Here is a 17,189-nt window from a genome sequence, read left to right as displayed (position 1 = left end):
TTGTTATGACCCAATCTGTTATCACCGAAGCGCTGCGGCCGATCGAACTGCATCTGGTCGATCGCCTGGCCCTGAGCCAGAAGCTGGAAGCGGCGTTAACCCGCGTCACGCGCAAGCTCGACAGCAATATTGTCGCCTTCGGCGATAAATTTCCCGGCGAAGCCTGCGAGAAGGGGGTTTGGCCGCGCACCGATAACGTGGAGTGGACCACCAGCTTTTGGCCCGGCCAGCTGTGGCTGGCGTGGGAGATGACCGGCAAAGCGCATTATCGCGAAGCCGCCGAGCGCTATTTACCGTCGTTCGCCCGGCGTATTGAGCAGCGCATCGATACCGCAACGCACGATCTCGGGTTCCTCTATTCGCTCTCCTGCATCAGCGCCTGGCGCCTCACCGGCAACGAAGCCGCTCGCCGGTCGGCGCTGCTGGCAGCCGAGCGCCTGATGGAGCGTTTTAATCCGACGGCCAAAATTATTCAGGCATGGGGTGATTTAAACGACCCGGAGCAGCAGGGGCGAATGATCATCGACTGCAATATGAACCTGCCGCTGCTGTACTGGGCCAGCGAACAGACCGGCGATCCGCGCTATGCGCAAGCGGCGACGGCTCACGCCGGACAGGCAGCGAAGTATATCGTGCGTGAAGATGCCTCGACGTATCACACTTACTATATGGACGTGCAGACGGGCGAGCCGCGCTTTGGCAACACCCACCAGGGCTACAGCGATACCTCCTGCTGGTCGCGCGGCCAGGCATGGGGCATCTACGGTTTCCTGCTTAGCTATCAGCACACCGGCGATAAGCAGATGGTTGAGCTGTCGCGCAGCCTCGCGCATTACTTCCTCAACCGTCTGCCGGACGATGATGTCTGCCACTGGGATCTGGCGCTGCTCGGGACTGACGCCGTGCGCGACAGTTCAGCGGCGGCGATTGCCGCCTGCGGCCTGCTGGAGCTGGTCAAGGCGCTGCCGACGCTCGACCCAAACCGCGCGTATTACGAAGAGATGGCGCTGCGCATTGCGCTGTCCCTGACCGATAACTACCTTGCTCGCGACGACGATCCGACCGAAGGGCTGCTGCAGCACTCGGTTTATCATATGGGCAGCGGCAAGGGCGTCGATCAGTGCTGTAGCTGGGGAGACTATTTCTATCTTGAGCTGCTGGCGCGGCTGCGACAGATTTGGCACCCGTACTGGTAACCCTGAAGTCATGGAGAGCAAAATGAAAAGCGTAGCCGTACTATTAGCCCCGGGTTTTGAAGAGGGGGAGGCGATCGTCACCATCGATATCCTGCGCCGCCTGAATCTGACGGTGCAGACGATTGCCTGCGGCGAGAGCCGCGACGTGTTGAGCTATCACGGCATCCCAACGGTGGCGGACAGCACCCTGAAGGCCAGCCTCGAACAGACCTTTGACGCCGTGGTGTTGCCGGGCGGTCCGGAAGGCAGCGTCAACCTGGCGAAAAGCGCGGAGGTTATCGCCTTCGTCCGCCGCCACGATGACATGGGCAAATATATCTGCCCGATCTGTTCCGCCGCCGCCCGCGTGTTGGGCGGTAACGGGCTGCTGAAGGGCCGCCGCTATGTCTGTTCCGGCGAGTTGTGGAAAACGGTCAGCGACGGCATATACGTCAATGCCGACGTGGTGGAGGACGGTAATCTGCTCAGCGGCCGCGGGCTGGGCAACGTGTTCGATTTCGCCTTTACCCTGGCGGCGCGATTGCAGGGCGATGGGGCACTGGCGCGCGAGCAGGCCAGCCATATTGAGTACGCGTGGCAGGATAGCGAGCCCGCTTACGGGCTGGCAAAGTGCGATTTGTGAGTTTCGCCCGGCGGCGCTACGCCTGCACGGGCCTACAATAAAACGTGCAACCAATTGAAAAGTCTGCGCAATGTAGGCCGGGTAAGCGCAGCGCCACCCGGCAAGAAAGACTGTGCAGGTGGTTTACAACCCGATCACCAGCTCCCCCGAGTGGCTCCGCGAGCAGCACAGCGCCACCTGCTGCTCCGTTGCGCTTTTTTCCGCCTCCGACTGCACGCTGTCCCGGTGATCCACCACGCCATCAATCACCGGCGTCAGGCAGGCGCCGCAGATCCCCATTTCGCAGGACAGCGGCACGTCCACGCCGTTTGCCTGCAGCACCTGGGCGATGGTCTTATCCGCAGGCACCGGCCAGCGTTCGCCGGTTGAGGCCAGCTTGACCGTAAAGATCTCGCCGGCTTCACCGCCAGCGGCGGGCGCGGCGGGCTGAAACGCCTCGCTGTGAATGTGGGCGTCATCCCATCCCTTCGCCGCTGCCACGTCTCGCACTTTGTCCATAAAACCCGCCGGTCCGCACACCCAGGCGTGCAGTCCCGCTCCCGGCGTCGGGAGATGCTCTGCCAGCGCGGTGCGGGGGCTGATGGTGTGTATGAGGCACTCACCGCACTGCGAGAGCTCCCGAACAAACGCCGCGTTTTCCCGGCGTTTAACGTAGTAGTGCAGCGTGAACGGCGTTCCGGCCGCCTTCAGCTGCAGGGCCATGGCGTACAGCGGCGTAATGCCAATGCCCGCCGCCAGCAGCAACACCCGCTCTGCCTGCTGAAGCGGAAACAGATTGCGCGGGGCAGAGATCGCTAATTTCTGCCCGGGCCGCAGCGTCTCGTGAACGTAGCGCGATCCGCCGCGCGAGGCGGTTTCCCGCCCCACGCAGATAAGATAGCTCTCGTCTCCACATGCCCCGGTCAGGGAATACTGACGCACCACGCCGCAGGGCAGGTGCACGTCAATATGCGCCCCGGGCTGCCACGCCGGCAGCGCGTTACCGTCTTCAGCCACCAGCCTGACGGCGAGGCTCCTGTCGCCTTCCCGCCACAGCCCGTCAACAATTACGCTCAGCATATCGGCCTCCGTTATGCCAGGAAAAATTCGCCAAAGCCCATCTTCTTCAGACCCCGACGGTAGGCAATTGAGCTTTTATCCGCGGGGATATGGGCCTCCAGCGTCAGGTCCAGCGGCAGGCTTTCCGGGCGCTGGGTTTCGACCATCAGGCGATCCTCTTCAAATATCCGCAGATTGAAGGCATGCACGTCCTCCACCGGAATATGCAGATCAAAGTTGCGCGCGATGGGCGCGAACATCCGGGTGACCCGCGAGGACACCGGCGACGCGGCGTTCATGATGACCAGCCGCGATTCTCCCGGGAAATGGATCGTCAGGGTGGCGGTAAACGGCAGATGCATTTCAAAATGGCGCAGCCACTGGAATCCTTCCGGCGCCTGCACGGGTGAACTGGCGGGGTAGTTGCTCACGCTGCTCCAGTAATCGGCCACGAAGCCAAACGGCGTCTCCTGTGGCTGATAGTGGGGCACCAGCGGGTTATCCGGATCCGCAAAGGTATCGGTGTGGATCCACGCAAAGTGCGCCACGTCCAGAAACCCTTCCACCTGACGCCCGGCGAAGCCGTTCACCTCAAACGCCGGACAGTTAATCTGCTGAAATCCGTCGTCATCCCAGTGCGGCATGGTGGGCAGCGGCACGGGATTGTCCGGATCAAACGCCAGGCAGGTCCAGATCAGGCCAAAGCGCTCCTCCACGGCGTAGTTAATCAGGTTCAGCTTCGCCGGAACGGGCTGGTCGGGGCTGGACGGGATACGGTTGCAGCGCCCGTCCTCCCCGAAGCGTAGGCCGTGGTACGGGCAGATAATGCCGTGCTCGTCGTGAAAGCCCAGCGTCAGCGGCACGCCGCGGTGCGGACACACGTCACGGGCGACCACGACCCGGTCGTTAATCCGGTAAATGACCAGCTGTTCATCCAGCAGGGTCGCTTTAACCGGCGCCGGGCCGACGTCGCAGGCGCGCGCGACCGGGTGCCAGCATTTCGCCAGGCGCAGCCAGTCCTCTGGCTCAAAGGTGCAGTGGGCGGGTGGAGTCGGTTCTCTTTTCATCGTTGTCCCTCTTACGTTCAGCCTAACGGGCCGCCCTGAATGGTCTCGCACAGACCGTTGATGATGCGCTCCCCGGTCTCCTCTTTCAGCTCCTGATACCAGGCCTGGGTCAACGCCATGTCTTTCCCGTGGGTGACGTCGCAGCGCTTGCGTGCCTTCAGCACCAGGTCGCGCACCCGGTCGCAGCGCAGCGCTTCGTACTGGCGCAGCGCCAGCGTGATGCTGTGGTTTTCACGCAGGCACTCGCCCAGCACCACGGCATCTTCCATCGCCGCGCAGCCGCCCTGGCCGATATCCGGCGTGGTGCTGTGCGCGGCATCGCCCAATAGCGCGACGTTGCCGCGCACCAGGGTGTCGAACGGCTCGATATCGTGGATCTCAATGCGGTTGGTGGTCTCGGGATCCAGCGCCGCGATAAGCTTCTGCACCGGCGGGGCCCAGCCGCGGAAGTAGCCCGTGAGATCGGCGCGCAGGGTGGTGCGATCTTCTGCCAGACCCGCAGGTAGCGGCACGTCAAAAAAGAAATAGAAGCGACCGGCGGAGACGGGCATCAGCGACACGCGTTTGCCTTCGCCGACGAAGGTGGTCCACTGGTGCGCCGGGGCGATCTCTTCGTCAATCTTCACCAGCCCGTTCCAGTTCACGTACCCGGCGTAGCGGCGCTCCGGCGTATACCCCAGCACGTACGGCCGAACCGCAGAGTGGCTGCCGTCGGCGGCAATCAGGAAATCGCCGGTTGCCGTGGTGCCGTCGGTAAAGGTGACGCTCACGCCCGCGTCGTCTTCCCGCACACGTTCGACGCGCTTGCCAAACTGCACGTTATCGCGCCCCCAGAAGTCCAGCATTTCGCGCTGAAGCTCGGCGCGCGAGACGGGGCAGGGACGCCCGCCGGTGCGCTCGACCAGCGGGGCAAGGCTAAAGCGGGTCAGGGTCTCGCCGCGCCGGTAATCCTTGTAGGCCATAAACCGCATCGGGCCGCCGTAGGTCTCGATGATGTCGCCCATGCCGAGGTGCTGCATGCACTTCACGCCGTTCGGCCAGATGGAGATGGCCGCCCCGACGGGCCGGATCTCTTTGACGGCTTCAAACACGGTACAGTCGATGCCCGCTTTCTTCAGCGCGACGGCGGCGCTCAGGCCGCCAATACCCGCGCCAATGACGATTGCTCTCATGCTTCTCTCCTTTTGCAGGGTGTAAATACCTTCAGCAATTTGCGTACCAGGCTGCAGAGTGGCGAAATCGGCGTTGTGGGGCGGGCGTTTGCACTGCTAAGGTGCGCAAACGCCGTGAGCGTGCCTTTTTTTGAATCAAAAATTTCCCGTTGAGCTATGCGGAATCGACTGTTTCACGCCCTCGCTCAGAGTGGCGTGGTTTGTGCAATAACCCGGAGGAAGACAATAAAGGAGACGCTATGATCGCACTGCACGACTTCAATCATCTTTCCCACGAAAAGGCGTTAGCGTTGGTTCACCCCTGCGTGGCGCTGCCCGACTGGGCCGATGCGCTGGTTCGCGGGCGGCCTTACGCCAGCCGGGACGAATTGCTCAGTACGGCAAAAGCGCTGACGCAAGCCTGGGACGACGCGGCATTAACGCAGGCATTGAGCGCCCATCCGCGCATCGGGGAAAAGCCCGCGGGTTCAGCGGCGGAGGCAGCGCTGTCGCGCCAGGAGCAGAGCGCGGTGAATGAAGGCGACGCTGACCTCGCCCGGGCGCTGCGCGAGGGCAATGCCCGCTACGAGGCCCGTTTCGGACGGGTCTTTCTGATCCGCGCGAAGGGCCGCAGCGGCGAGGAGATATTACAGGCCCTGCACGCGAGGCTGGAAAACAGCGCCGCGCAGGAGGCGCTCGCCGCGCTGGAACAGTTGCGGGACATCACGCTGCTACGGCTGGAAGGAGTGATTGGCAAATGAGCACGCTCAGCACCCATATTCTCGATATTTCGACGGGCAAGCCCGCACAGGGCGTGACGGTTCACCTGCAGCAGGACGGGAACACGCTGGCCACGGGCGTGACCAACGCCCAGGGGCGTATCGCCGCGTTTGTGCCTTCTCTTCCCGCAGGCCGCTACCGGCTAGTGGCGGAGATCGGCCCGTGGTTTAGCGAAACCGGTCGCAACACGATCTATCCCTGCGCGCAGATTGAGTTTGTGACGGGAGACGCGGCAGACGAGCATTTCCATCTGCCGTTTGTGATTGCGCCCGGCGGGTGGTCAACCTACCGGGGCAGCTGACCACGCCCGCTCGCCGTTGACCCAGGTCTCGCTGATGTTGCGCTCGTCGCCCAGGGTCATCAGCACAAAGAGCTGCTCGTAAATATCTCTGCAGCGGCGATTGCGCAGGCGCTGCAGCGGCGTGACGTCCGGGTCGATGACGACGAAATCAGCCTCTTTGCCGGGCGCGAAGTTGCCGATCTTATCGTCCAGCCTGAGCGCATGCGCGCCGCCCAGCGTGGCGTGATAAAACGCCTCGCTGGCGCGCAGGCGGTAGCTCTGGAGCTGGCCCACCTTGTAGGCTTCCCCCAGCGTGCGCAGCATGCTGAAGGTGGTGCCCGCGCCCACGTCGGTGCCGATGCCCATCCGCACGCCGTGCTGCCAGCAGGCGGGCAGGCGAAACAGCCCGCTGCCGAGAAACAGGTTCGAGGTGGGGCAAAACGCTACCGCCGAGCCGGTGTCATGCAGGCACTGCCACTCGCTGTGGTGCAGATGGATCGCGTGGGCAAACACGCTGCGCTCGCCGGTCAGGCCGTAGTGGTGATACACGTCCAGATAGCGCTCGTGCTCCGGCCAGAGGTCGCTCACCCAGGCCACTTCGTTGGGGTTTTCGCTCAGGTGGGTCTGCAGCCAGGTATCCGGAAACTCCTCTCTCAGCAGGCTGACCGCGGCGAGCAGCTCGGGGGATGACGTCGGGGCAAAGCGTGGCGTAATGGCGTAGCCCAGCCGCCCCCGGTGGTGCCAGCGCCGGATCTGCTCACGCGTCTGCCGGTAGCTCTGCTTCGCGTCCTCGCTCAGGTAGTCCGGCGCGTGTCTGTCCATCATCACCTTCCCGGCGATAAGGCGCATGTTGAGGCGCAGCGCCTCAGTAAACAGCGCCTCGACCGATTCCGGATGCAGCGTGCAGAACACCAGCGCGGTGGTGGTGCCGTTGCTCACCAGCTGGTGAATGAAAAATTCGGCGATCTCTTTCGCGTAGGCCTCATCGGCAAACTGGCTCTCCACCGGGAAGGTGTAGGTGGTCAGCCACTCCAGCAGCTGCTCGCCAAAGGCGCCGATCATCTCCGTTTGCGGATAATGAACGTGGGTATCGATAAAACCGGGCAAAAGCAGCCTGCCGCGCATATCGGTGTAGCCCTTGTGGGGGTCAAGATACTGCTCGCCCTCCTGCCACGCCATGTGCGCCAGAATTTTACCGTTCTGGATAAACAGCAGTCCGTCCTCAAGGTAGCGCGCGTGTTCGGCAATGGCGTCTGCGCTGTCGCAGACCTGGGCAATGTCAAAAAATGCACCGCGTATCGCAGTCTGGTATTCCATCATGGTTCCTGCCTTCGGGTTTGCGTAGCGGGGTGAGAAAGCGCAGCAAGAACGGTGCCAGAATGAACGGGCCGCAGTGACGCTGCGGCCAGAAGGGGAGGGAAGGGTTACTCTTTTTGCGTTGCCACGCGGGAGCTGAAGGTGGTCGCGCCTGCCGTCTCGCGATCTTCCCGCGCCAGCCAGCGGTAGGTCACGCCGCCGAGGAAGACGCCGATGAACCAGCTGAAGTTTGCCACCTCATGCAGGGCCGGGATAAAGCTAATGACCAGGCCCACGGCAACGGAGGGGATCAGCGCGCCGATGGCTTTCGGGTTAAAGCCGTTGCGATACCAGTATTTGCCCTTTGGTGTGTCGTCGAACAGGTCGTCAACCGACACCTTGCCGCGTTTAATCAGGTAGAAATCGGCAATCAGTATGCCGAACAGCGGGCCGATAAACGCCCCGAGCACGTCCAGGGTGTAGTGGATAAGCTCCGGGGAGTTGAACAGGTTCCACGGGGTGAGCAGGATTGAGCCGACGGCGGCAATCATCCCCCCGGTGCGGAAGCTAATTTTCTGCGGCGAGCAGTTAGAGAAATCAAAGGCCGGTGAGACGAAGTTCGCCACAATGTTAATCCCGATGGTGGCGGTGATCATCGTCAGCAGGCCAATCGCCACGGCCAGATCGTTACCCACGCGGCTGACGGTTTCAATCGGGTCGGTGATCATGCGGCCAAACAGCGACTGCGTGCCGGAGACAATCACCACCGTGACGATGGAGAACAGCAGAAAGTTAAACGGCAGTCCCCAGCGGTTGCCGCGGCGGATCTCCCCCATGCTTTTGCCGTAGCGGGAGAAGTCGCCAAAGTTGAGCAGCGGGCCGGAGAAGTAGGAGACCACCAGCGCGGTCGCGGTGATCATCTGCCAGGTTTGCTCGCCCGCGGTCAGGGATTTGCTGGCGAGGGTAAAGGAGATCCCGTCAAAACCGGTCTTGTATACAATCCAGCCCGCAAGGGCCAGCATCACCACGTAGACCGCCGGACCGGCGATATCAATAAAGCGCTTGATGGCGCTCATCCCGTGCCAGAAAACCATCGCCTGCAATACCCACATAATGGCGAAGCAGATCCAGCCCAGATGCGACAGGCCGAGGAACGCGCCTGCGGTGAGCGAAGAGAGTGACGGGCAGAACTTCAGCGCCACCAGCATCAGGGCGTTGGCGGCCAGGTAGGTCTGGATGCCATACCACGCAAAGGCGATAAGCCCGCGGATCACCGCCGGAATGTTCGCCCCGAAGACGCCGAACGCCTGACGGCTGATCACCGCATAGGGCACGCCCGCCATCTGGCTCGGTTTGGCCACCAGGTTGGCGCACAGCTGCACGATGCAAATCCCCACCAGCAGGCAGAGCAGCACCTGCCAGCTTGCCAGCCCGAGCGTGAAGAAGCTCGCGGCGACCACATACCCCCCCATGCTGTGCACGTCCGACATCCAGAACGAAAAGATGTTGTACCAGCTCCAGTTCTGGTCACGCGTGGGTGCCAGATCCTCATTGCAAAGACGTGGGCTGTAAACCGCACCGGAATCAGCGGCCGTACCCTGCTGCGCGTTTTGACTATTTGGCATGAAACCTGCTCCTGTGAATGAAAACCCCTTGAGTGGGCGTGCAGATGGTGTTGCAGGATCCAGGCCAAAATAATAAATCTTGTATGCAATATTTTATTTTTATGTATACGATTCGATAACGAAGAGTAAAAGACGGAGTGGTGAATGAACAATATAAACGCCCTGCAGACCGCGCCAGACCTGCATGATAAAGACGAATCCATCTTTCAGGCGCTGATGACCGCGATAGTCGAACATCAGCTGCTGCCGGGGAGCAAATTGCCGGAAGAGGCGCTGGCCGAGGTCTTTGGCGTCAGCCGCACGGGCATCCGCAAGGTGCTGCAGCGACTCGCCGCAGTGCAAATGGTCACCTTATCGCCCAGGCGTGGTGCACACGTCGCCAGCCCGACGGTAGAAGAGGCGAGGCACATCTTCCGCACCCGCGCCCTGCTGGAGGTCGCCAACCTGCCGGACGTGCTGGCCCACTGCCAGCCGCCGCACCTTGCCGCGCTGGAGGCCATTATTCGCCAGGAGCAGCAGGCGCACGAGGCGTACGACGGCCCGGCGGCGATCCGCCACTCCGCCAGTTTCCACATTCAGCTGCAGGCCATCTCCGGCAATCAGGTGCTCACCGAGATGGTGACCGGCCTGAGCCAGCGCTCGTCGCTGGTGATTGCCACCTGGGGCGCGCCCTGGCGGCAGGGCTGCCGCTGCAACGATCACGAACAGCTGGTGGATCTGCTGCGCCAGAAGGCGCTCCAGCCGCTAAGCGATGCCTTAATGCACCATTTTGAACATATCGTTGCCAGCCTTTGCTTTGAGCGGGCGGGCGAATGTCTGCCTGATTTTGCCCGGCTGTTTGCCGGCCACAAGGAGTCGTAATGTCCGTCCGTATACAAGTGATCAACCCCAACACCAGCCTCGCGATGACGGAAACCATCGGCGCGGCGGCCCGCGCGGTCGCGGCACCGGGAACGGAGATCCTCGCCGTCTGCCCCAGCGCGGGCGTGCCGTCTATCGAGGGACACTTTGATGAAGCTATCGCCGCCGTGGGGGTTCTCGAACAGGTCAAGCTCGGCAGAGAGCAGGGGGTGGACGGTCACGTCATCGCCTGCTTTGGCGATCCGGGCCTGCTGGCGGCGCGCGAGCTGGCGCAGGGGCCGGTTATCGGCATCGCCGAAGCCGCCATGCATATGGCGACGCTGGTGGCGACGCGCTTTTCGGTGGTCACCACGCTGCCGCGCACGCTGATTATTGCCCGCCATCTGCTGCACCAGTATGGCTTTCACGACCGCTGCGCGGCGCTGCACGCCATCGATCTCCCGGTGCTGGCGCTGGAAGACGGCAGCGGTCTGGCGCAGGAAAAGGTGCGCGCGCGCTGTATACAGGCGCTGAAAGAGGACGGCTGCGGCGCCATCGTGCTGGGCTGCGGCGGCATGGCGACGCTGGCGCAGGAGCTGACCCGCGAGCTGCGCGTGCCGGTGATCGACGGCGTCAGCGCGGCGGTGAAGATGGTGGAGTCGCTGGCGGCGCTGGGGCTGTCGACCAGCAAGCATGGGGATCTGGCGTTCCCGGAGAAAAAAGCGTTAAGCGGACAATTTCAGGCACTGAATCCATTTTAATTTTTGGGGGTGGCAATGGGGCTTTTTGAACAGGATTACCCGCGGGATCTGCGCGGCTACGCGGGCAGCCCGCCGCACGCGCGGTGGCCGAATCAGGCGCGCATCGCCGTGCAGTTTGTGCTCAATTACGAAGAGGGGGCGGAAAACCACGTTCTGCACGGCGATGCCGGATCCGAGCAGTTCCTGTCGGACATCATCGGTGCGGCCAGCTACCCGGACAGGCACATGTCGATGGACTCGCTCTACGAGTACGGCAGCCGCGCCGGGTTCTGGCGGATCCACAGTGAATTTCAGAAGCGCGGCCTGCCGCTGACGGTCTTCGGCGTGGCGATGGCGCTGGCGCGTCACCCGGAGATCGTTGAGGCGATCAAAGCCGCGGATTACGACGTGGTCAGCCACGGCTGGCGCTGGATCCACTATCAGCATATGGACATCGCCCAGGAGCGCGAGCATCTGCATAAAGCGGTGCAGGTGCTGACCGACCTGTTCGGCAAGCCGCCAACGGGCTGGTACACCGGCCGCGATAGCCCCAACACGCGCCAGCTGGTGGTGGAGCACGGCGGCTTCGACTACGACAGCGACTACTATGGCGACGACCTGCCTTTCTGGACGGAAGTGGCCTGCAGCGACGGTACCCGCAAACCGCACCTGATCGTGCCGTATACGCTGGATGCGAACGACATGCGCTTCGCCACCGCGCAGGGGTTTAACACCGCCGAGCAGTTCTATACCTATCTCAAGGACAGTTTTGACGTGCTGTACGAAGAGGGGGAAAGCGCGCCGAAAATGATGTCCATCGGCATGCACTGCCGCCTGCTGGGGCGGCCGGGGCGTTTTCGCGCGCTGCAGCGGTTCCTGGATTACGTGCAGCAGCACGAGCGGGTGTGGATCTGTACCCGCCAGCAGATTGCCGATCGCTGGCGGGAGGTGCATCCGTTTCAGAAGTAATTGAGCCGTGTTTTGCCGGGTGGCGGCTGCGCCTTACCCGGCCTACGGAATCTCGTATTCCCGGCGGTGTTACACCATCAAACTCACCTGAGCCGCCACGATCCGCCATCCGTAGGCAAACCGCACCCACGTCTGCTGCTGGCGGCCAATGCGTTCCGTCCCCTCGCGGGTAAACTCGGTGCTGCACACCGCGTAATCCTCCCCGAAGGTGGTGATGACGGTGTGGCGCAGCGTCCGCTGCAGCCCGGCGGCGGGGCGCGCCGCACGGAAGGCGCGGATTTCATCAATGCCGTACAGGTTTTCACCCGCCCCCAGCCGCACCGTGTTTTTGTCGTGCCAGAACAGCTCGTCCAGCACCGCAACGTTGTTGCTCACCAGCGCGTCTTCGTAGCGGTAAAACGCGGCGGTCACCTCGGCAACTACCCACGGCAGGTTAATGTCGTCGTGATTCATCATGCCGCCACCTCCGCCGGGCGGGCATCGGTGATGCCGCGCTCTTCCAGCACGCGCGCGACGCGCAGGCAGGCCTGCTCGTTAAACGGCGCGGCTATCAGCTGCAGGCCTATCGGCATACCCTGAGCGGTGCGCAGCGGAACGGTGGTCACCGGCAGGCCCAGGAACGAAATCGGCTGGGTGAGCATGCCCATGCTGGCGCGAATGGGCAGCAGTTGGCCGTTAATCTCCATGGTCTGCTCACCCGCGAGCGTAGCGCCGCGCGGGGTGGCCGGGGCGATCAGCACGTCGGCCTGGGCGAACAGGGTTTTAAACGCCTGCCGGGCGTGCGCGCGAAACCGCTGGGCCTGAATGTACCAGGCGGAGGGGAGCATCGCCCCTGCCAGCAGCCGTTCGCGGGAATGGGGTTCGAAACGCTCCGGCTCGCGACGAAGCGCGGGCAGGTACTGATTCCCCCCTTCGGAGGCGCTGATGATAAACGCCGCCGCGCGCGCGAGTTCGGCGTCCGGAAACTGCAGCTCGTCCTGCACGTCGAGCGCCTTCGCCACCCGCGCCACGGCGTCTCGGGCGTCCGCGTCGCACCAGGTGGTGAAGTAGCCGCCGAGCACCGCGCAGCGCAGGCCGTCAAGCCCGCGGTCAAGCAGAGGTCGCGTCTGCTCGCGCGCGCTCTCGGCCTGAAAAGCGTCGCTGCTGTCCCGCCCCTGCAGCGCGTCATACACCGACGCCAGATCGCACACGCGGCGGGCGAAGGGGCCGATATGATCCAGGCTCGGCACAAACGGATGGCTGCCGGAACGCGACAGGCGGCCAAAGGTGGGCTTCAGGCCATAGATGCCGCACAGGGAGGCCGGAACGCGAATCGAGCCGTTGGTGTCGGTGCCGAGCGAAAAGTGCACCAGCCCGGCGGCCACCGCGGCGGCTGAACCGCCGGACGACCCGCCCGCGATGCGCGCCAGATCGTGCGGGTTGCGCGTCGTGCCGTAGTGGCTGTTCTCGGTGGTAAAGCCGTAGGCGTAGGCGTCCATATTCACCATCCCGGTCAGCAGCCCGCCCGCGCTGCGCAGCTGGCGCACCGCGAAGCCGTCAGCGGCGGCGGCAGGGCGCTGGCTGAACAGCTCGGCCCCGGCGAGGGTGGTGTGGCCCGCAACGTCGAACAGGTTTTTTACCGCGTAGGGCACGCCCGCCAGCGGCGGCAGGGGACGCTTCTCGCGGCGCAGGGTGTCGATGCTCTCGGCCTCGGCGAGCATGCGCGCTTCCGTCACGGCGGTCCATGCGCCGATTTGCGGGTTAACGCGCGCAATCGCCTCCAGCGTCTGGCGGGCGATCTCATGCGCGCTCAGCTCGCCCGCGCTCAGCGCCTGCTGAATGTCGCTGATACTCATCTCGTGTAGCGTCATGCTTTATATACTCCTGCGATCTCCAGGCGGTCGTCGAGCGGCAGCGCCATCAGCGGGGCGGCCATGCTGGCAATGCGGCTGAACTGCACCAGCAGCTCGGCGCGGCGGGCGTCGTCCAGCGTCACGCCGAGCACGGACTCCATTTGCGCAAGATACGCCTGCCAGTCGGGTTGGTGTGTGGTCATTGTTGTCTCCTCAAAATCCGGCGGCCGCGCCGTTGCTGCGCGGGTCAAATGCGCCTTCCAGCAGCCCGTTGGGGTGACGGACAATCGCGCCCGCGTGGCCCATCGCTTCACTAAAGTCAGGGAACATTTCCACCTCGTGACCGAGGGCCTGCAGGCGCGCGACGGTCCCGGATGAAAAACGCCCTTCAAGCTTTAAGGTGTCCGAGGTTTGTCCCCAGGTGCGCCCCAGGAGCCAGCGCGGGCGGGAAATGCTCTCCTGCAGGGGCACGCCCTGGACCACGTAGCGGGTAAAGAGCGCGGCCTGGGTTTGCGGCTGCCCGTCGCCGCCCATCGAGCCGTAGACCATCACGCGCCCGTCCTTAAGGCGCGCCGCCGCCGGGTTCAGGGTGTGGAAGGGCTGTTTGCCCGGCGCGAGGGCCAGAAGATGATCGGGATCGAGGCTGAACGAGGCCCCCCGGTTCTGCCAGACGATGCCGGTGTCGGGCAGCACCACGCCGCTGCCGAACTCGTGATAAATGCTCTGGATAAACGACACGGCAAGCCCGCTGCTGTCCACTACCCCCATCCACACCGTGTCGCCGGGGCCTTTACCGGTTCCCCAAGGCGCGGCGCGACCGTCGTCAACCCTGTCGGCAAGCGCCTGCAGGGCGGCGGGATCCAGCAGGCTTTGAATATCGGTTTTCAGCGCGCGCGGGTCGGTGATGTGGGCATCGCGCAGGCCAAAGGCCAGCTTGGTGGCTTCCACGATGCGGTGAAGGGTGTCGGCGTCGTCGGCCTCCGCCATGTTCAGGCGATCGGTAATGCCGAGTATCGCCAGCGAAACCAGCCCCTGCGTCGGCGGGGCGTGGTTATAAATTTCTCCCTGCTGATGCTGCAGTTTCAGCGGCGCGGTGCGCCGGGCGGCGTGGGCGCGTAAATCGGCCAGCGTGACCGGCAGGCCCAGCGCCTCCATCCCCTGCGCCAGCACCTCCGCCAGCGGGCCGCGATAAAAGCTGTCCAGGCCGTCTTCCGCCAGGCGCTTAAGCGTGGACGCCATGGCCGGTTGATAAAAACGGCTGCCGGCCTCTGGCGGCCTGCCGTCCACCAGCCAGGTTTCCGCGAAGCCGGGAACGTCCTTCAGCTCGTCAAATTTACTGGCCGTGGCGTTGGCCTGAGAGGCCGTGACCGGCGTGCCGTTCTGCGCGTAATCGATGGCGTCGGCCAGCAGGCGGGGGAGCGGCAGCGCCTTGCCGGTCATCTCGCGGGAGACCTTCAGCGCCTCGTCCCAGCCGCTCACGGTACCGGCGACGGTCAGGGCCGCCTGCGGGCCGCGATGGGGAATATGCGCCAGCCCGTCGTAGGCGGCGAGCGTCGCGCGCGATCCCGACGCGCCGCTGGCGTCAATGGCGATCGGTTCGCCCTGCGGGGGGACGATGAGCCAGAAGCCATCGCCGCCCAGCCCGTTCATGTGCGGGTAAACCACGGCGATAGTGGCCGCCGCGGCGACCATCGCCTCTATCGCGCTGCCGCCTTCTCGCAGCACCGCCAGCGCGCTCTGGCTGGCAAGATGGTGGGGCGCAACGGCCATGCCGTGCGTGGAGACATTACTTTGCATGAAGCGTCCTCGTAATCCTGAAAGGCACAAGGTGCTGCAAAAGCTGTTCCAGATCTGAAAAAAAAGTTTCAGTAAACTGGCACGTATAATGAAAGGTAGAATGAAAAGCAAAATGTGATGAAACAAACGTTACAGAGGCGCTATGGAACAACTGGATGAACGTCTTAAAGCACAGTACCCGTCACTGTCGCCGCAGGAGCAGCGGGTCGCGGATTTTATTTTCGACCACTTTGACGATCTGATTAGCTACAACAGCGCCGAGCTGGCGCAGCTGAGCGGGGTGTCGAAAGCCACGGTCAGCCGCCTGTTTAAGCGTCTGGGCTATGAGAAATATAAGGACATGCGCGACGAGCTGCGCACCCTGCGCCAGAGCGGGATGCCGCTCACCGATAATCGCGACGCGGTGCAGGGCAATACGCTGCTGGCGCGCCATTACAAGCAGGAGATGGCGAACCTGACCCAGTGGGTGAATGCCCTCGACGCGCAGCAGTTTGCCGACGCCATGGCCTGCATGGTGAAGGCGCGGCGCATCGTCATTATCGGCATGCGTAACGCCTATCCGGCGGCGCTGCACCTGCGCCAGCAGCTGCTGCAGGCGCGCGGTCAGGTGCTGGTCCTGCCGCAGCCGGGGCAGAGCCTGAGCGAGGAGCTGGTGGATTTAACGCCGGACGATATGGTGGTCATGATGGCGTTTCGCCGCCGTCCGCGCATCATTCGCCCGCTGATGCAGCAGCTTCAGCGTTGCGGCATTCCGGTACTGCTGATGTGTGAGCCGCAGGCCCATAGCCTGTTTCCGCTGTCCAGCTGGCAGCTCTGCGCCCCGCTGGACAGCGTCTCCGCCTATGACAGCTATTCCTCGGTCAACAGTCTGATTAACCTGCTGGCGAACGCCTTCCTGCATGAGATCCTCGATAAGGGCCGTCCGCGCATTCACGACATTGCCTCCCTCTACCAGCAGCTGGACGAGCTCGAACAGCGATAATGGGGCATCAGTCTGGTGCTTTGCATTGAAATGGTGCAGAAGGTCGGGGCGAAAATGGAGAATATTTTCGCCCCGACCGCCTTATTTAAGGCTTTATAAGAAATTTCCCCGCGTCGCCTCACCTGGCACATTAGTTGCAAAATTACATTCAAAGAATCTTTTGTTTCATGTTAACGTTACGGGGAAGCACCATGAAAAAACTGTTGATTGCACTGGTCGGGGCCGCAGGCCTCTTCACACAGCTGCCGGCAAAGGCTGACCAGCTTCAGGATATCGAGAAGCGCGGCACCATTCGCATTGCCGTTCCGCAGGACTTCCCGCCGTTTGGCTCGGTGGGGACCAACCTGCAGCCGCAGGGCTATGACATCGACATGGCGCGCTATCTGGCTAAGCAGATGAAGCTCAGGCTGCAGCTGGTGCCGGTGACCAGCGCCAACCGCGTGCCGTACCTGCAAACCGATAAGGTGGATCTGGTCATCTCCAGCCTCGGGAAAAACCCGGAGCGCGAGAAGGTAATCGACTTCAGCCGCGCCTACGCGCCGTTCTTCCTCGGCGTGTTTGGTCCCAAAGGGGCCGAGCTGAAGGATGCCGCCGCGCTGAGCGGCAAAACCATCGGCGTGACGCGCGGGGCGGTAGAGGACATGGTACTCACCGGCCTGGCGCCAAAAGACGCGAACGTGAAGCGCTACGAAGACAACAACACCACGCTCTCTGCATACCTCTCCGGGCAGGTGCAGTACGTGGCAACCGGCAACCTGGTGGTGGCGGCTATTTCGCGGCAGAACGCGGATAAAGCCCCGGTGCCGAGCTTTATGCTGAAAGATTCGCCGTGCTTTATCGGCCTGAAGAAAAACGAACCGGCCCTGAAGGCAAAAGTGGACGCGCTGATTGAGCAGGGCATTAAGGACGGCACGCTGAACGGCCTGTCCGAGCAATGGCTGAAGGCCCCGCTGCCGGCAAACCTTGGCGCCTGA

17 protein-coding genes and 1 pseudogene are annotated in these 17,189 nt (G+C 63.1%); 9 read left to right on the top strand and 9 right to left on the bottom strand.

The window, feature by feature from the left end:
• Positions 1 to 5: 5 nt before the first annotated feature.
• Positions 6 to 1,196, top strand: a complete 1,191-nt coding sequence (locus L6R44_RS08350; protein ID WP_237423852.1) for a glycoside hydrolase family 88 protein — start codon at positions 6 to 8, stop codon at positions 1,194 to 1,196.
• Between the two features lie 22 nt (positions 1,197 to 1,218).
• Positions 1,219 to 1,818, top strand: coding sequence for a DJ-1/PfpI family protein (locus tag L6R44_RS08345; protein WP_237423851.1), 600 nt, complete (start codon positions 1,219 to 1,221; stop codon positions 1,816 to 1,818).
• Between the two features lie 123 nt (positions 1,819 to 1,941).
• On the opposite strand, the gene L6R44_RS08340 is transcribed toward L6R44_RS08345, so the two are convergent.
• From L6R44_RS08340 to hpxO, 3 genes are read right to left on the bottom strand one after another with little or no spacing between them, the layout of a single operon-like run.
• Positions 1,942 to 2,877 carry a PDR/VanB family oxidoreductase gene (locus L6R44_RS08340; protein WP_237423850.1) on the bottom strand — a complete coding sequence of 312 codons (936 nt, stop codon included), beginning with the start codon at positions 2,875 to 2,877 and terminating at the stop codon, positions 1,942 to 1,944.
• A gap of 11 nt (positions 2,878 to 2,888) precedes the next feature.
• On the bottom strand, positions 2,889 to 3,923 hold the full coding sequence (gene hpxD, locus L6R44_RS08335) for a molybdenum cofactor-independent xanthine hydroxylase subunit HpxD (RefSeq protein ID WP_237423849.1): 1,035 nt from the start codon (positions 3,921 to 3,923) through the stop codon (positions 2,889 to 2,891).
• A gap of 17 nt (positions 3,924 to 3,940) precedes the next feature.
• Positions 3,941 to 5,095: an FAD-dependent urate hydroxylase HpxO gene (gene hpxO, locus L6R44_RS08330; protein ID WP_237423848.1), complete on the bottom strand. Its 1,155-nt coding sequence runs from the start codon at positions 5,093 to 5,095 to the stop codon at positions 3,941 to 3,943.
• Between the two features lie 239 nt (positions 5,096 to 5,334).
• On the opposite strand from hpxO, the gene uraD reads away from it, so the two are divergent.
• Both uraD and uraH read left to right on the top strand, forming a co-directional pair.
• Entirely contained in the window at positions 5,335 to 5,835 is a 501-nt protein-coding gene (gene uraD / locus L6R44_RS08325) for a 2-oxo-4-hydroxy-4-carboxy-5-ureidoimidazoline decarboxylase (RefSeq protein ID WP_237423847.1), read from the top strand.
• Complete coding sequence (gene uraH, locus L6R44_RS08320) at positions 5,832 to 6,155, top strand: hydroxyisourate hydrolase (RefSeq protein WP_237423846.1); 324 nt, start codon at positions 5,832 to 5,834, stop codon at positions 6,153 to 6,155. Before uraD ends, uraH begins: the two co-directional genes overlap by 4 nt.
• Here uraH and guaD read toward each other — a convergent pair.
• Entirely contained in the window at positions 6,135 to 7,454 is a 1,320-nt protein-coding gene (gene guaD / locus L6R44_RS08315) for a guanine deaminase (protein ID WP_237423845.1), read from the bottom strand. The genes uraH and guaD overlap by 21 nt on opposite strands.
• A gap of 104 nt (positions 7,455 to 7,558) precedes the next feature.
• Positions 7,559 to 9,055 carry an NCS1 family nucleobase:cation symporter-1 gene (locus L6R44_RS08310; protein ID WP_237423844.1) on the bottom strand — a complete coding sequence of 499 codons (1,497 nt, stop codon included), beginning with the start codon at positions 9,053 to 9,055 and terminating at the stop codon, positions 7,559 to 7,561.
• 144 nt (positions 9,056 to 9,199) lie between these two features.
• Here L6R44_RS08310 and L6R44_RS08305 point away from each other — a divergent pair, with 144 nt between their 5' ends.
• From L6R44_RS08305 to puuE, 3 genes and pseudogenes are all read left to right on the top strand, one after another.
• Complete coding sequence (locus L6R44_RS08305) at positions 9,200 to 9,916, top strand: GntR family transcriptional regulator (protein ID WP_032639395.1); 717 nt, start codon at positions 9,200 to 9,202, stop codon at positions 9,914 to 9,916.
• A pseudogene (locus L6R44_RS08300) lies at positions 9,916 to 10,784 on the top strand (aspartate/glutamate racemase family protein); the annotation flags it as partial. The gene L6R44_RS08305 and the pseudogene L6R44_RS08300, both read left to right, overlap by 1 nt.
• Positions 10,705 to 11,604, top strand: a complete 900-nt coding sequence (gene puuE, locus L6R44_RS08295; RefSeq protein WP_229267783.1) for an allantoinase PuuE — start codon at positions 10,705 to 10,707, stop codon at positions 11,602 to 11,604. The pseudogene L6R44_RS08300 and the gene puuE, both read left to right, overlap by 80 nt.
• A 69-nt stretch (positions 11,605 to 11,673) precedes the next feature.
• Here puuE and hpxZ read toward each other — a convergent pair whose 3' ends face one another.
• Genes hpxZ through hpxW form a run of 4 tightly spaced genes read right to left on the bottom strand, consistent with a single transcriptional unit; the run spans position 11,674 to position 15,233 of the window.
• Positions 11,674 to 12,060 (bottom strand): oxalurate catabolism protein HpxZ, encoded by a 387-nt coding sequence (gene hpxZ / locus L6R44_RS08290; RefSeq protein WP_023311059.1) that lies wholly within the window; start codon positions 12,058 to 12,060, stop codon positions 11,674 to 11,676.
• On the bottom strand, positions 12,057 to 13,454 hold the full coding sequence (locus L6R44_RS08285; protein ID WP_237423843.1) for an AtzE family amidohydrolase: 1,398 nt from the start codon (positions 13,452 to 13,454) through the stop codon (positions 12,057 to 12,059). The genes hpxZ and L6R44_RS08285 overlap by 4 nt, the downstream gene beginning before the upstream one ends.
• On the bottom strand, positions 13,451 to 13,639 hold the full coding sequence (hpxX, locus tag L6R44_RS08280) for an oxalurate catabolism protein HpxX (RefSeq protein WP_237423842.1): 189 nt from the start codon (positions 13,637 to 13,639) through the stop codon (positions 13,451 to 13,453). The genes L6R44_RS08285 and hpxX overlap by 4 nt, the downstream gene beginning before the upstream one ends.
• A gap of 10 nt (positions 13,640 to 13,649) precedes the next feature.
• Positions 13,650 to 15,233 carry an oxamate amidohydrolase gene (gene hpxW / locus L6R44_RS08275; protein ID WP_237423841.1) on the bottom strand — a complete coding sequence of 528 codons (1,584 nt, stop codon included), beginning with the start codon at positions 15,231 to 15,233 and terminating at the stop codon, positions 13,650 to 13,652.
• Positions 15,234 to 15,375: 142 nt separating this feature from the next.
• Here hpxW and hpxU point away from each other — a divergent pair, with 142 nt between their 5' ends.
• Both hpxU and L6R44_RS08265 read left to right on the top strand, forming a co-directional pair.
• On the top strand, positions 15,376 to 16,215 hold the full coding sequence (hpxU, locus tag L6R44_RS08270) for a MurR/RpiR family transcriptional regulator HpxU (RefSeq protein WP_237423840.1): 840 nt from the start codon (positions 15,376 to 15,378) through the stop codon (positions 16,213 to 16,215).
• A 191-nt stretch (positions 16,216 to 16,406) separates the two neighbouring features.
• Positions 16,407 to 17,189 (top strand): transporter substrate-binding domain-containing protein, encoded by a 783-nt coding sequence (locus tag L6R44_RS08265; protein ID WP_237423839.1) that lies wholly within the window; start codon positions 16,407 to 16,409, stop codon positions 17,187 to 17,189.

Origin of the sequence: Enterobacter cloacae complex sp. ECC445, from assembly GCF_021892025.1 — a bacterium.
Classification (GTDB): Bacteria; Pseudomonadota; Gammaproteobacteria; order Enterobacterales; family Enterobacteriaceae; genus Enterobacter; species Enterobacter chengduensis.
The sequence above is the reverse complement of the archived record's forward strand: the minus strand, read 5'-3'. Positions and strand labels throughout refer to the sequence as shown.